Source organism: Leeuwenhoekiella palythoae, assembly GCF_900130045.1.
In the GTDB taxonomy this organism is placed as follows: Bacteria; Bacteroidota; Bacteroidia; order Flavobacteriales; family Flavobacteriaceae; genus Leeuwenhoekiella; species Leeuwenhoekiella palythoae.
In genome coordinates this window covers 345,888-361,279 of the sequence record NZ_FQXT01000002.1, presented here as the reverse complement: position 1 = coordinate 361,279, position 15,392 = coordinate 345,888, and the positions used below count along the sequence as shown (strand labels likewise).

Below are 15,392 nucleotides of genomic sequence, written 5' to 3'. Positions count from 1 at the left end.
AACTTAAAGCTGTAAATTTTGTAAATATGTTGTGTGTCGTAATTGATTTTGCGACCTGTTGGGTCAGGTCATTGGGGGATTTAAGATTTTTTGGGGGGGTAAACTGCTTAAAATTATAAGCGTTTTATTTTGTGATGAAAATTTGAGTAAAGAATGCAATACCTTTTTCATTCTTCACAACCGAAAGACCGCTATGGGTAAAGTTACCTTCAATCGCTTCTTTATGGCTTTCACTCTTCAACCAAGCAGCAACTACTTCTTGTGCGCTACGGTATCCGTAAGCTACATTTTCACTTACACGTGCTGCACCCTTTGCTTTTAAATAATCTGAACGTTGAAAGAAATTATCATGGCTGATCTCATTTTTAGTAGCCATATATTTTGAATGCTCAATCGCCTTCACTTTAGAATCGTTGTTAAAGGCTAATTCAGAAAGGCCAATGCTTGAGCGGTGTTTGTTTACTTCCACAAGAATTTCTTGTGCAAAAGCGTCTTCAACAGTTAGATCTGCAGAAACTTCTAATGTTGCTTCATCATTAGTAGTCATTAGCTCTTCATCTTGTGAACAGCTGGTAAGGAAAATGGCAAAAGTAATCGCCAACAAGTTGGTTGTAAAAGTTCTCATGATTTGGGGTTTATGAGTTATGTTGGCACAAACATAAGTAGGATTTTTTGTTCCTACAACACTTCAACCGTTATTTTGTGTATTTCATCGATGTTTTGTCTAATTTTAACAAATTTAAGCTAAAATTTAACACTTTATAGCGTTCTAAAATGCACTTTATCGATGATTTAAAAATGTACTTTATCGATTACCAATGCAAAACTATGCATTTCATCGATAATTAAATGTATTTCTTCGTTGTTTGTTTTATCAACTCTTATTTTGTAAGACAAATTGAGTCGCATTTGGATATAAATTTTATACAAGTACAATAAAACAAGACCTTTAGCAACGCTCTTCTTGCTAATGCCCTAGTAAAATCTGTAAACAATTACAGTACTTCCACGATAAATACAGTAATTTTCAGTTCTTAAAGTATTCTGATACTTCTTCCTATGAAAACCACTAAATTTCTCTATATCGCTCTCGTCTTTATTTCTGTACTTTCCTGTACAAAAACAAAACCTGAGCCCGATAATATTTTTCGTTTCAAAGAATATATCGCCTTCAATACGTTTGGCGAGGTTTCTATTGCCTCACCCATTCGCGTGGTTCTAGCTCAGCCCACTGACCAGTACCAAAATAATCAAGAAATTCCGTCAGAGTATCTGATAATCAATCCTAAGACTGAAGGTTCCTTTTATATAGAAAATGGCTCAACCCTGCTTTTTAAGCCCGAAGAACCTTTACGCCCGGACACAGAATACAGCGTAACACTTAAATTGAGTCGGTTTTTTGAAGACATAGATCCCGAATACAAAAATTACACGTTTGGGTTTAAAACCATCACCCCTAATTTTAAGCTGAACTTAGGCAATCTTCAGTCGTATTCTAAAGAATGGCAGTACCTCACGGGCTCTGTAGAAACCTCAGATCAGGTTGATGCTACACTAGCCAGTCAACTCGTGCGCGCTTCTCAAGAAGGAAAAAATCTGCACATCGACTGGCCGAATGAGCAACAAAACGGCACCTTTTTCAATTTCACTATAGACAGTATTCACCGTAAAAAAGAGAATTCGCAAATACGCATAGCTTGGGATGGTGAACCTATTGAAAGTACTACGCAAGGTCAAAGTACCTTAAATATTCCCGGCCAAGCTCAATTTACTGTGGTTGATGTAGTAAGTGCTTTAAGTCCGGAAAGTGCAATAACCGTTAATTTTTCTGATCCGCTGATGATGGAACAGAACTTTGAAGGGCTGGTTCAGTTAGACAGTTTGACAAATTTGCGTTACGAAGTACAGGGTAATGTGCTCAATATTTATCCCAAGCAACCGGTTTCTGGCACGTTAGACCTCACGCTAAATAGAGGAATTAAAAATGCAGAAGGAGCGGCACTACAAGCTACTTACGCTCAAAAAATATCTTTTCAACAACTCAAACCTCAAGTACGCCTACTCTCTAAAGGAAGCATTTTACCCGCTTCGATGAAAACACCACTTTACTTTGAGGCAGTAAATTTATCTGCGGTTGACGTGCGTGTGATCAAAGTTTTTGAAGATAATATGCTTCAGTATTTACAGGAGTCAAATCTGAACAGCACTTCGACTTATGATTTACAGCGCGTAGGAAGACGCGTCGCTAAAAAAACCATTCCTCTAATCAATAACAGCATTGGCCAAACCGGATTATGGAAAGCCTATGCCGTAGATCTTTCAGAATTATTTAAAGCAGATCCCGGGGCTATGTATCGGGTTGAATTCAGTTTTGATCAAAAATACAGCCTGTACCCGTGTAGCGATGACGCTGAAGAAATTACCAGAAGTAAAGAAGACATCTATCTTGAAGAATCTTATGAAGATTATTACAAGACCAATCTAGATAACGAGGAAGAAGAACGAGAAGAGCGTTATTGGGATAACGAATTGTATTCTTGGCGAAATAGAGTATACAACTGGGAAGAAGAGGACAACCCTTGCCACCCGGCTTATTACAATGAAGAGCGATTTGCACAGACTAACATTATAGGTTCTGATCTTGGTTTAATCGTAAAAGAAAGTGACAACGGCTCCTATGACTTTGTGACCAGTAACCTCCTGACCGCTGCTCCGGAAATAGGGGTAGACATCAGAATTTACAACTATCAACAGCAACTTATTAAAAATCTAAAAACAGATTTAAAAGGTTTTGCTTCATTTAAAAGTGATAAAAATGCAGCCTTTGTGGTCGCACAACAACGCAACAATTTTGCTTATGCCAAGCTAGATGATGGGAATGCGCTATCGTTAAGTAATTTTAATATTGCCGGAACACAACTGCAAAAAGGTCTGCGCGGTTTTATATATACTGAACGCGGCGTACATCGCCCAGGAGACAGCATCCATCTTAGCTTTGTTCTCAACGACATTGCCAACCCATTACCAAAAGAACACCCTGTAAAACTCGAAGTGACAGATGCGCGAGGAAAACTAGTGCAGCGCACCTTGTTGAGTTCAACCTTGACTAATAAAAATGTTTCCGGCGGAAGCAGCCACGGATTTTATTATTTTCCAATCCCAACTCAAAGCACTGATCCTACAGGAAATTGGCACGCGACCATAAGCGTGGGAGGAGTTCAATTTTCAAAAACCCTACGCATTGCTACAGTAAAACCCAACCGATTAAAAATCGCTCTTGATTTTAATTCTGAAATACTATCGACTAAAGAACCACTTACCGGAAGCATTTCTGCCCAATGGCTTCATGGCGCCGCAGCCCGAAACTTAAAAGCTGAGCTAACTACGACCTTAACAGCTACCGAAGCTTCCTTTAAAAATTATGAGCAGTATCGTTTTATAGATCCTGTGCGAAAGTTTTCTGAAGTAGAGTTACCGCTGCTTAAAGACAAAACGCTTGATGCCAATGGTAAACTTAACTTCAATCAAAAAATTGAATTGAGTAACAAAGCTCCGGGAATGCTAAAAGCCAACTTTTTGACCAAGGTCTTTGAAGGAGGTGGCGATTTTTCGGTAGATGTTTTTTCTAAAACGATCGCTCCATACACCCATTTTGTAGGGCTTAAAGCACCTGAGCCTCAAAAATATGATGCTTATTTTACAGATGAAGACATTCAATTTGATCTCGTAAACCTTACTGAAACCGGCAAACCTTCCCCTAATCGCAGCCTGCAGGTTCAACTGTTTAAAATGGAATGGCGCTGGTGGTACAGTCGCGGCTACGATAATCTATCGCGGTATGACAATACTTCGGTGTATAAACCTGTTCAAGATTTTGAAGTAACCACTAACGCTAAAGGAAAAGCCACAGCAAAGATCAATGTTCCCGAGAAAGATGGTGGCCGTTATTTACTGCGTGTGATAGATAAAGAATCCGGGCATGCTACCGGACTCATCACCTATTTTTACCGTAATTGGAGCAATGCACCTTCGGCAAATGCCGAAAGCGCAAAAATGCTGATCTTCAATGCAGATAAAGAACAGTACACTGTAGGCGAAGAAGCCGTGATAAAATTTCCTTCCGCAGAAGCCGGAAACGCATTGGTAAGTTTAGAAAATGGTACTGAAGTTCTTTCAAAACAATGGGTAAAAACCACCAAAGAAGAAACGGTAGTACGCATCCCGATCACCAAGGCGATGGCTCCAAATGTTTACGTACACATCAGCCTGCTGCAACCACACGCACAAACATTGAATGACAGGCCCATACGCCTTTATGGCGTCATTCCGCTATTAGTAGAAGATCCGCAAACTGTATTGCGACCTCAACTTAGCATGCCGCAAGAATTAAAACCCGAAACCGATTATACCATCAAAGTCAGCGAAGCGTCAAATAAAGAGATGACTTATACTTTGGCCGTGGTTGACGAGGGATTGCTTGATCTAACACGTTTTGCAACACCTGATATTCACAAAGCATTTTATGCCCGCCAGGCTTTAGGGGTTAAAACATTTGATATTTATGATTATGTTATTGGCGCTTACTCGGGAAGTGTTGATAATATTTATGCCATAGGTGGTGGTGATATGGCCGCAGGTGCTAAAAACCGAAAAGCACAGCGTTTTAAACCGGTAGTACAATTTTTAGGCCCGTTTCATTTAGAAGCAGGCAAGACCGCCTCTCATAAATTGCATATGCCTAATTATGTGGGCTCGGTACGCACGATGTTAATTGCAGGAGATAACACCACCGGCGCCTATGGAACCACCGAAAAAACAACTCCGGTGCGTAAACCTCTAATGGTTTTAGCGTCTATTCCTCGCAGATTGGCTCCCGGAGAACAACTCACATTGCCCGTCACGGTTTTTGCAATGGACGATAAAGTGAAGCAAGCTACCATAACCGTCAAAAGCAGCAGCGCCCTCAAAGCAATTGGCAGTAAATCGAAAACAATCACGTTTAGCCAGCCCGGCGAAACTATGGTGAATTTTGAGTTTGAGGTACTTGAAGCCCAAGCACCTCAGCGTTTTGAGATCGTCGCAAAAGGAGGCGGTGAACAGGCCAGTTATGAGGTGACTCTTGATGTAGAAAACCCAAACCCTATTTCACAGAAAGCGACCTATTATACGCTGGAGCCCGATGCCAAATTGTCTGTAGATTTTACGCCCTTTGGTGTTGCTGGAAGCAATGGTGCAACCCTAGAGTTCTCTACCTTACCTCAAATAGACTTTACCAAACGTCTTCAATATTTGATAGATTACCCTTATGGTTGTGCTGAACAAACAACCTCAAGTGGCTTCCCGCAGCTGTATCTTGCATCGATCTTTGATTTAGAAACCTCTCAAAATCAAGAAACCGTGAAAAATATCAAAGCGACGTTAGATCGTCTTGGTATGCTGCAAAATCCATCAGGTGGTGTAAGCTACTGGCCGGGTGAACGAGAGTCTGATGCCTGGGCTACCAGTTATGCCGGTCATTTTATTTTAGAAGCCCAAAAGCAAGGATATGCTCCGCCTATAACCTTTCTTTCTAACTGGCTGAACTATCAGAAAAATGCAGCTAAACAATGGCGCAATGTTGCTACCGCATACAACAGCAGCTTGACTCAAGCATACCGACTTTACACCTTAGCTCTAGCCGGGCAGCCGGAATTGGCTGCGATGAACCGCTTGCGAGAATCGGGTGAATTGAACAATGATTCCAGATGGCGCTTGGCAGCTGCCTATGCGTTAGCTGGTAAAAAACAAGTGGCACAAGAACTCGTTAATAACGCATCTTTAGATTTTGCTACAAAAAGAGAACTTCAGTACACTTATGGTTCTGTCTTAAGAAATAAAGCGATGGCTTTAGAAACAATGGTTTTACTGAATGACACCAGACAAAATGAGTTGGCTAACAGTATTGCTAAAGAACTAAACGCCGCCACTTGGCACAGCACACAAACTACGGCCTTTGCGTTATTGAGTTTGTCTAAGATGTTAATCGCCAACGGCGGAAAAACCATTAACGTAACGGCAGCAGATCAAACCTTAAGTTCCGCTAAAGGATTTGCTCGAAAAGCGCTAAAGGTTACTGAAGGAAAGAATACCCTGACTATTAAAAACAAAGAAAGCAATCGTGTCTATGTAAGCTTGATCCAACAGGGGCAATTACCTTTAGGCAAGGAGCTAGCAAGCCAAAACAACTTGATTCTAAACACCCAATTCTTAGACGGAAACGGCAAGAAAATAGACGTCAGCAATCTGCGACAAGCCACCGGAATTACCGCAAAAATCACGGTGACCAATCCTACGTTAAACGCCGTTGACAATGTGGCTTTATCTCAAATTTTTCCGAGTGGATGGGAAATTGTAAATACAAGTTTCACCAGTCTAAATGGTGGTGCCAGTGGTCAAGCACGCTATAAAGACATTAGAGATGATCGGGTGAATTTCTACTTTGATCTAAAGCCTAATGCAACGCGCACCTTTACGGTAGACCTCAATGCTTCCTTCTTAGGAACCTATTATCTTCCGGGTACTCAAGTAGAGGCGATGTACGATCGGGATTATTTTGCACGTTCAAAAGGGCAATGGGTTGAAGTAAAACAATAAGAGTCGGTTTGAAGTTCAGAAGCCTTCGCGGTAACCTCTACGCTTGGTGCAACAAGTATAAAATTGCGCTAGCAGTGCTTTTAGTTGTTTTTACCTTGTGGTTATTTGCGTTACCCAAACCTCTTTTTAATACCCCAACCGCCACCGTGGTTACCAGCGCCGAAGGTCAACTTATGGGCGCGCGTATTGCCCAAGATGGACAATGGAGATTTCCGCCGATTGATGAAGTTCCTCCTCGTTTTGAGACTTGTATTTTAAATTTTGAGGACGCCTATTTTTATAAGCACCCCGGATTTAATGCTGTTTCCATGGCTAAAGCTTTTTGGCAAAACCTAACCACTTCTAAAAGACGTGGAGGAAGCACCATAACCCAACAAGTCATACGGCTTTCCCGCAACAATCCTGACCGCACATATTTTGAAAAACTTCTTGAAACCTTTCTTGCTACACGTTTAGAGGCCGGTTACTCTAAAAAAGAAATTTTAAATTTTTACGCTTCCCAAGCTCCTTTTGGTGGTAATGTCGTGGGCCTGCAAAGTGCCAGTTGGCGGTATTTTGGCATTGAGCCTAGCGAGCTCAGCTGGGGCCAGGCAGCGGCACTCGCGGTGCTTCCCAATGCTCCGGCGCTTGTATTTCCGGGGAAAAACGAATTGATTTTTGAAGCTAAGCGAAACCGCCTCTTAAAAAAACTAAATAAAGAAGGCATTATTGATGCAACCACTTACGAGTTGGCTATTGCAGAAAGTCTTCCCGGAAAACCTTTAGAGCTTCCGGATATCGCCTCGCATTTCACCGAAAGACTGGCCCGGGAACATCAAGGCGAGCGCATCAACAGCACGTTGCAATTCAATCTTCAAAAACGCGTGAATCAAATCACCGAAGAAGCCCATTATAGACTGAATCAAAATCAAATACACAATTTAGCTGTTCTGATTCTTGACGTAAATACCAGAGAGGTGTTGAGTTATGTAGGCAACGCTCCTACCACTAAAGAACACGCAAACTATGTAGATATCATCAGCAGCAACCGCAGCACCGGCAGTACATTAAAGCCTTTTTTATATGCGGCTTTAATGGGTGAAGGCCAATTGTTACCTCATAGCTTGGTCGCTGATGTACCCACGAGTATCAACGGGTACAATCCGCAAAATTTTGATCAGAGTTATCAAGGTGCTGTGCCTGCCTCTCAAGCTTTAGCGCGCTCCCTCAATGTTCCCGCTGTAACGCTTCTTCAAGAATACGGACTCCAAAAATTTTACAATAAGCTGCATCAGTTGCATTTTAAAACCATCAAGCGACCGGCAGATTATTATGGATTATCCTTGATTCTTGGCGGTGCCGAAAGCAATCTTTGGGACCTTACCAACGCTTACGCCGGATTAGCAGCAACACTCAATCACTTCAATAATACTTCGAGCGAATATCCGCAGCAGGCATTTCAAGAGCCTGTGTACATTCAAGATTCAAATTATGATTATGGCGAAAAAATGCCGAATCCTGAAGTGCTTGACGCGGGAGCGATATACAAAACTTTAGAAGCTTTAAAAGAAGTGAACCGCCCTCAGGGCTCAAAAAACTGGGAGTTTTTTACCGATGCGCAACCGCTAGCCTGGAAAACCGGAACCAGCTATGGATTTAAAGATGCCTGGGCAGTAGGGGTGACTCCAAAATATGCTATTGGGGTTTGGGTAGGTAATGCAGACGGAGAAGGCAGACCGGGAATCACCGGCGTCGAAGCAGCAGCGCCCATTCTTTTTGACGTGCTCAACCTTTTGCCTAATGCTTCTTGGTTTGAAACACCTTATGACGAACTTGTAGAAGCTTCAGTTTGCACGCAAAGCGGAAATCTTGCCGGGTTGTATTGCCCAGAAACCACAACAGAATGGATTCCTAAAAATGGAACGCGCACAATGGCCTGCTCCTACCATAAGCAAGTAATTTTAAATGAAGCGCGTAGTTTACAAGTCAACGCGAACTGTTACCCCATAGGAAAACTCATTGCAGAACCCTGGTTTGATCTGCCAACCGTTTGGGAATATTATTACGCACCGCTACATCCGGAATATAAAACCCTACCTCCTTTTGCGCCGGGATGCTCCCCTGAAGAACAAGCTGTGATGGCCTTTATTTTTCCTAAAAAAGGAGAGCAAATTTTACTTCCGAAAGATTTCAGCGGCACACAAGAAGTAGTTTTCAAACTTGCACATCGTGATCCTGACATTACGGTTTATTGGTATTTAGATGGCATTTATGTGGGGTCTACAACTACATTTCATGAGCTTTCCATGGCTTTAAAGCCCGGAAAATACACGATTTCGGCAACTGACGCGCAGGGCAACACGCAGGCGCAAACGTTAGAAATAAGGCCTGCCTAGTTTTAACTTTTCTCTTAACAAAATTTTATAGTACGCTTGGTTCGGTTTTTTCCGAACCAATACTAATTTTGCTCGTTCAAATGATCAAGACATGGAGTTGGAAGCGCTGAATGAAGAAAAACAATTGTTGATAGAACGCCTAGGTGTTCATATAGAGAAAAAGGATAATATACCGCCACTTGCTGCGCGTATTGTTTCGACTTTGATCCTAACCGGAAAAAAAGGCTGCACTTTTGAAGAATTGGTCACCAATCTTCAAGCCAGTAAAAGCACGGTTTCTACCCATCTTAACAACCTTCAGCATTTAAAAACCATCACCTATTACACAGTTTGTGGAGATCGCAAGAAGTATTTCATCATGAACCCGAACAGTATGATCATTCATATGGGGGAAATGCTAGATACTTGGGAGAAAGAAAAGCATCTTCATATCGCAATAATGAATTATAAAGAGAAGATAAATCAAGTAGATCCTGAAAACATCGATTTGCATTTTGACCTCGAGTTTCATCTGGATTACCTCAACTATCTAGAGCAAGCGAGTGAATCTTTAAAACGCATACGCGAAAGACTTTTAGAAAAGAACAAACAATAAATAAATCCTCAACCATGAAAAAAAGAATATTTAATTATCTCATTCCCGCCCTACTGGGAGTTCTTGTTACTACCTCCTGTGGAGAAGACAAGTCATCTGGTGAGGGTCAGGCGCAAGCACAACAAGCGCAAAAATTACCTGTAATTAGTATCCCGCAACAAACGCTTACCGGTTACAGTTCATACCCTGCCAGTATAGAAGGTATTGTAAACAGCGGCGTGCGTGCTAAAATACAAGGTTATATTTCTAATGTACTTGTTGATGAAGGAGCAAAGGTGCGCAAAGGTCAGGCGCTCTTTAAACTAGAGACTCAATCTTTGAGCCAGGATGCCAATGCTGCACGAGCCAATGTAAATGCTGCTCAAGTAGAAGTTGACAAGCTAAAACCTCTTGTAGATAAAGGCATTATTAGTAATGTGCAATTAGAAACTGCTAAAGCTCAACTAGAGCAGGCTAAAAGTAATTATGAAAGTATCGCAGCAAACATTAGCTATGCTACGGTAAAAAGTCCGGTAGACGGTTATGTAGGAGCGATACCGTATCGCGAAGGAGCATTGGTAGGACCTACTGATACTACACCACTTACCACAGTTGCTGATATTGAGCAGGTATATGCTTTCTTCTCAATGAATGAGTCTGAGTATTTAAACTTTATTCAGAAAACTGAAGGTGCCACACTTCAGGAAAAAATTGAAAATTTCCCGGAGGTTACTCTCGTTCTTGCCAATGGTAAAGAATATGAGCAAAAAGGTAAGATTCAGACGGTTACAGCGCAAGTAGATCGTACTACCGGTACGGTTAGCTTTAGAGCTATTTTTGACAACCCTAACCAACTTATCACTAACGGTAACAGCGGGACCTTAAAAATTCCAATCGAATATAGAGATGTACCTGTAGTACCGCTAAACTCTACTTTTGAGCAACAAGGTAAAATAATTGCATACAAAGTTAGCGATGACAACAAAGCCCAGACAGCCGAAATAATTACGCGTGCTACCATTGGAAATTTATATGTGGTAGAATCTGGCGTACAAGCCGGAGACAAAATTATTGCGAAAGGGGCTAACAAAGTACGTCCCGGCACAGCACTCGAACCTCAAGAAGTTCCTTTTGACAGTATTGCCAAACCTGTGGAGAAATTATTTCAATAAAAAGAAGCTGAAATCATGTTAAAAACATTTATAGAAAGACCTGTACTTTCTACCGTAATCTCTATTATCATAGTGATTCTGGGAGTACTAGGACTTACCTCATTACCGGTAGAACAATATCCTGATATTGCTCCGCCTACCGTTCAGGTGACTGCTACCTATACCGGTGCCAGTGCCGAAACCATTCTAGAAAGTGTGATAATCCCTATTGAAGAACAAATCAACGGGGTTGAAGGAATGGACTATATTACTTCTACTGCTACCAATAATGGTACTGCTGAAATCACGGTATATTTTGATCAGGACACAGACCCAGATATTGATGCGGTAAACGTACAGAACCGTGTGGCACTTGCTAGTCCGCTTTTACCGCAAGAGGTAACACAAGCGGGTGTTGTTACTCAAAAACGCCAGACAGGATCATTGATGTTTATGTCTATGTATTCAACAAACCCTGAATACGACGCGACCTTTATCAACAACTACCTTAACATTAACGTAGTGCCTGCCTTTAAGCGTATTAATGGTGTAGGTGATGTTAACGTATTCTCGCAGCAAGATTATGCAATGCGTATTTGGTTAAAGCCAGATCGTTTGAAAGCTTATAATCTCGTACCTGCCGATGTTACTGCAGCACTTAACGAGCAAAGTTTAGAAGCAGCTGCCGGTACCTTAGGACAAAACAATGGGGAAACCTTTTCATATACCATTAAATATCCCGGGCGCTATAAAGAAGAAGGTCAATATCAAGATATTATCATTAAAGCTCTTGACAATGGCCAATTCTTAAGATTAAAAGATGTTGCAGATATTCAGCTTGATGCACAAACGTATAGTGCGAGTTCGCAGACAAAAGGATACCCAAGTGTAAGTTTTGCGATCTATCAAACTAAGGGTTCTAATGCTCAGGAAATTATTGAAACCGTAATGGGCGAATTAGAAACCATTGAGGCCAACCTTCCGGAAGGGCTTGAGGTTTTTATTCCGTATAACACCAATGAATTCTTAGAAGCTTCTGTTGAAAAAGTGGCACATACCTTAATCGAGGCCTTTATTCTGGTATTTATTGTGGTATTTATCTTCTTACAAGATTTTAGATCTACCTTAATTCCTGCAATTGCGGTACCAGTATCTATTGTTGGTACGTTCTTCTTCCTGAATCTCTTTGGGTACTCTATAAACCTACTTACGTTATTTGCACTGGTACTGGCTATTGGTATTGTGGTTGATGATGCGATTGTAGTTGTTGAAGCCGTTCACGCAAAGATTGACGAAGGAGCAAAAAGTGCCAAATCTGCGACGACGACTGCTATGCACGAAATTTCGGGAGCGATCATCTCGATTACGCTGGTAATGGCTGCGGTATTTATTCCGGTGACTTTTATCACAGGACCTACCGGGGTTTTCTATGAGCAGTTTGGTATTACCCTAATCGTTGCGATCATAATTTCAGCGATTAACGCATTAACGTTGAGTCCGGCTTTGTGTGCACTTTTCTTAAAAGCACATGATGAAGAGGAAGAACATAAGAAAAAAAGCTTCCTTCAGCGTTTTTATGACAAGTTCAATAAAGGTTTTGACGCCACAATTAAACGCTACGGAAGTTCGCTTCAATTTTTATACAAAAGAAAGTGGATCACTTTTGCTATGCTTATTTTAGCTGGTGTAGGGATCTATTGGTCTGCCACTACTACACGTACAGGATTTGTTCCTAATGAAGATCGTGGAGTATTGTTTATAGATCTTTCTCTTGCTCCGGGGTCGTCTCTTGACCGTACTAATGAAGCGGTAACCGACTTATACAACAAGATTAAAGATGTGCCGGGTATTGAAGGTGTAAGTACCGTTGCAGGGCGTGGTTTGATCAGTGGTCAAGGTAGCAACAACGCTTTAGGATTTATCAAACTTAATGACTTCTCAGAACGTGGAGAAGATTCGCTTTCTGTAGATGCGATTACTGCAAAACTCTTTGGAATTGCAGCAGGATATCCTGACGCCAACATAATTTTCTTTGCGCCTCCGAGTATTCCAGGTTTTAGTATTTCTTCTGGAGTTGAAGTAAATCTACTTGACCGTGCTAGTGGCTCAATCACAGATCTTGACCAGGCTAATCAAGAATTTATGGGTAACATTATGGCGCACCCTGAAGTTCAATATGCACAGTCTTCGTTCAACACCAGATACCCACAATATCAAATGGATATCAATGTACCGCTGGCAAAACAGACCGGTGTTGCGATCAGCGATATATTCTCTTCGCTACAAGGCTACATTGGTGGAATTTACGCAGCAGACTTTTCTCGCTTTGGTAAACAATACCGTGTGTACATCCAGGCGTATCCTGACTACCGCGCAGATACTGATGATTTGAACTCTATGTATATCAGAACCAGTGCCGGCGATATGACACCATTGAGCGAATATGTAAGTTTTGAACGTGTATATGGGCCACAAGCGGTTACGCGTTTCAACCTATTCAATTCAACAAAAGTGAATGTTTCGATGAACCCGGGATACAGTTCGGGAGACGGTATCTCTATTGTTGAAGCCGAAGCAGCAAAACTTGCCAATAATTATGATATCGCGTATTCAGGTCTTACACGTGAAGAAGTAAGTGCCGGAAGCCAAACTATAGTGGTATTCTTACTTTGTGTGGTTTTTGTATACTTCTTACTTTCGGCGCAGTACGAGAGTTACCTGCTGCCGTTAGCCGTGATCTTATCGCTTCCGTTAGGTATTTTTGGAGCCTTTTTCTCTACTAAAGTAATGGGTCTTGAGAACAACATCTACTTCCAGATTGCACTGATAATGCTGGTGGGGCTGCTGGCCAAAAATGCGATTCTAATCGTAGAGTTTGCCATACAGCGGCGTAAAAACGGGGAGTCTATAGTAGACTCTGCTATTGATGGTGCTAAGGCACGACTACGACCTATTCTAATGACTTCTTTTGCCTTTATTCTAGGTTTAATGCCTTTAGTACTCGCTACTGGTGTTGGTGCCGAAGGTAACCGTTCTATTGGTACCGGTGCGGTAGGTGGTCTTTTGATAGGAACCCTGCTTGGTGTTTTTGTCATCCCTATCTTATACATCATGTTCCAGTGGCTACAAGAAAAGATCTCAGGAACTCCAACTCAAACCGAAGAAACTCATTAATATGAAAAAGCAATTAATATATAGATTATTGTTAATCGCTTCTGTTCCTATGCTGCTGGCCTCTTGCTTTGCAGCTAAGGAATATGAGCGTCCTCAAGAATTGATCGATGAAACCTACTACCGCACCGATGCTATTAAGCAAGACAGCACAAATATGGCGGTGGTTTCCTGGAAAGAGTTATTTTCTGATCCTACCTTACAGTCTTATATCGAGACTGGTCTTGAGAACAATATAGACATCAGAGTTGCGGTACAACAGATTCTTGCCGCAGAGGCTTATTTTAAACAAGGTAAGGCAGGATATTTCCCAACACTTGATGCTACCGCACAATTGACGCACCAAGAGCTTTCTTCTAATAGTCAGTTTGGTGGTTTGTTCTCTTCTCTTGATCAGTATGAATTAAGCGGAAGCCTTTCTTGGGAAGCCGATATCTGGGGAAAAATCAGAAGTAATAAGCGCGCATACGGAGCGCAGTATTTGCAAACTGTAGAAGCGCACAAGGCTGTAAAAACCCAGTTGGTGGCGATGATCGCTTCCTCATATTATCAGCTTTTGGCTTTAGATGAGCAATTGCGCGTTACCGAAGAAACCATTGAAACGCGCAGCAGCAGTCTTGAAACTACTAAAGCCTTAAAAGAGGCTGGTAATGTAACCGAAGTAGGTGTTAAACAAACCGAAGCGCAACTCTATACTGCTCAAGCTTTACGAATTGATTTATTGAATCAGATACGCTTGCTAGAGAACAGTTTTTCTATTCTTTTAGCACAGCAACCGGGCGCTATCACTCGCGGAAGTTTACGTGAGCAGCGCATAGAAACTCCCTTAAAAACCGGAGTTCCTTCTCAGTTGTTAAGCAATAGACCTGACGTGCGCGCTTCAGAATTTGCACTTATCAACGCTTTTGAACTTACTAATGTAGCGCGTAGCAGCTTTTACCCCTCGCTTACCTTGAGTGCGACCGGCGGTTTGCAAGCGCTACAGTTAGATCAATTGTTTGATACAAATTCGCTTTTTGCTACACTTATTGGCGGACTAACGCAGCCTATTTTTAACCGAAGAGCTATTAAAACGCAATATGAAGTGGCTCAAGCACAACAGGAGCAAGCACGCCTTCAATTTAAGCAAGCCTTGCTCACTGCTTCTCAGGAAGTTTCTGACGCGTTATACACCTATCAGGCTTCAACTGAAAAATTAGAAGTAAAGCGCAACGAGTTTGAATCTTACAATACGGCTACCGAATATTCTGAAGAGCTGTTAAACAATGGTCTTGCTAATTATTTAGAGGTGTTAACCGCGCGAGAAAACGCGCTCAACTCAAGTCTTGACCTAATAGATACACGATTAACGCAACTACAATCTGTAGTTGATCTTTATGAAGCCTTAGGCGGAGGCTGGCAATAAATCTAAAATCGCCTTTCATTCCTGAATTGTAAAAAATCCGAAGTGCCTCATAGTACTTCGGATTTTTTTATGGGTGTCACACA

General features: G+C 41.7%; 7 protein-coding genes. 6 read left to right on the top strand and 1 reads right to left on the bottom strand.

The features are described from left to right. Positions 1-124: 124 nt before the first annotated feature. Entirely contained in the window at positions 125-625 is a 501-nt protein-coding gene (locus tag BUA96_RS05115) for a CAP domain-containing protein (protein ID WP_072981043.1), read from the bottom strand. 434 nt (positions 626-1,059) lie between these two features. On the opposite strand from BUA96_RS05115, the gene BUA96_RS05110 reads away from it, so the two are divergent. The 6 genes from BUA96_RS05110 (at position 1,060) to BUA96_RS05085 (ending at position 15,309) form a co-directional block, all read left to right on the top strand. Then, positions 1,060-6,633 carry an alpha-2-macroglobulin family protein gene (locus tag BUA96_RS05110; protein ID WP_072981042.1) on the top strand — a complete coding sequence of 1,858 codons (5,574 nt, stop codon included), beginning with the start codon at positions 1,060-1,062 and terminating at the stop codon, positions 6,631-6,633. Positions 6,634-6,641: 8 nt separating this feature from the next. Continuing rightward, positions 6,642-9,008 carry a penicillin-binding protein 1C gene (gene pbpC / locus BUA96_RS05105; RefSeq protein WP_084673061.1) on the top strand — a complete coding sequence of 789 codons (2,367 nt, stop codon included), beginning with the start codon at positions 6,642-6,644 and terminating at the stop codon, positions 9,006-9,008. A gap of 91 nt (positions 9,009-9,099) precedes the next feature. Further along, positions 9,100-9,603, top strand: coding sequence for a GbsR/MarR family transcriptional regulator (locus BUA96_RS05100; protein WP_072981041.1), 504 nt, complete (start codon positions 9,100-9,102; stop codon positions 9,601-9,603). Between the two features lie 14 nt (positions 9,604-9,617). Continuing rightward, positions 9,618-10,754 (top strand): efflux RND transporter periplasmic adaptor subunit, encoded by a 1,137-nt coding sequence (locus tag BUA96_RS05095; RefSeq protein ID WP_072981040.1) that lies wholly within the window; start codon positions 9,618-9,620, stop codon positions 10,752-10,754. A gap of 15 nt (positions 10,755-10,769) precedes the next feature. Continuing rightward, positions 10,770-13,907: an efflux RND transporter permease subunit gene (locus BUA96_RS05090; protein ID WP_072981039.1), complete on the top strand. Its 3,138-nt coding sequence runs from the start codon at positions 10,770-10,772 to the stop codon at positions 13,905-13,907. A gap of 1 nt (position 13,908) precedes the next feature. Further along, positions 13,909-15,309, top strand: coding sequence for an efflux transporter outer membrane subunit (locus tag BUA96_RS05085; protein WP_072981038.1), 1,401 nt, complete (start codon positions 13,909-13,911; stop codon positions 15,307-15,309). Positions 15,310-15,392 lie beyond the last annotated feature (83 nt).

Excerpts from the sequence above, each read along its gene's own strand:
- BUA96_RS05115 (WP_072981043.1), bottom strand. The coding sequence starts at position 625 with ATGAGAACTTTTACAACCAACTTGTTGGCGATTACTTTTGCCATTTTC.
- BUA96_RS05110 (WP_072981042.1), top strand. The coding sequence starts at position 1,060 with ATGAAAACCACTAAATTTCTCTATATCGCTCTCGTCTTTATTTCTGTA.
- BUA96_RS05100 (WP_072981041.1), top strand. The coding sequence starts at position 9,100 with ATGGAGTTGGAAGCGCTGAATGAAGAAAAACAATTGTTGATAGAACGC.
- BUA96_RS05095 (WP_072981040.1), top strand. The coding sequence starts at position 9,618 with ATGAAAAAAAGAATATTTAATTATCTCATTCCCGCCCTACTGGGAGTT.
- BUA96_RS05090 (WP_072981039.1), top strand. The coding sequence starts at position 10,770 with ATGTTAAAAACATTTATAGAAAGACCTGTACTTTCTACCGTAATCTCT.
- BUA96_RS05085 (WP_072981038.1), top strand. The coding sequence starts at position 13,909 with ATGAAAAAGCAATTAATATATAGATTATTGTTAATCGCTTCTGTTCCT.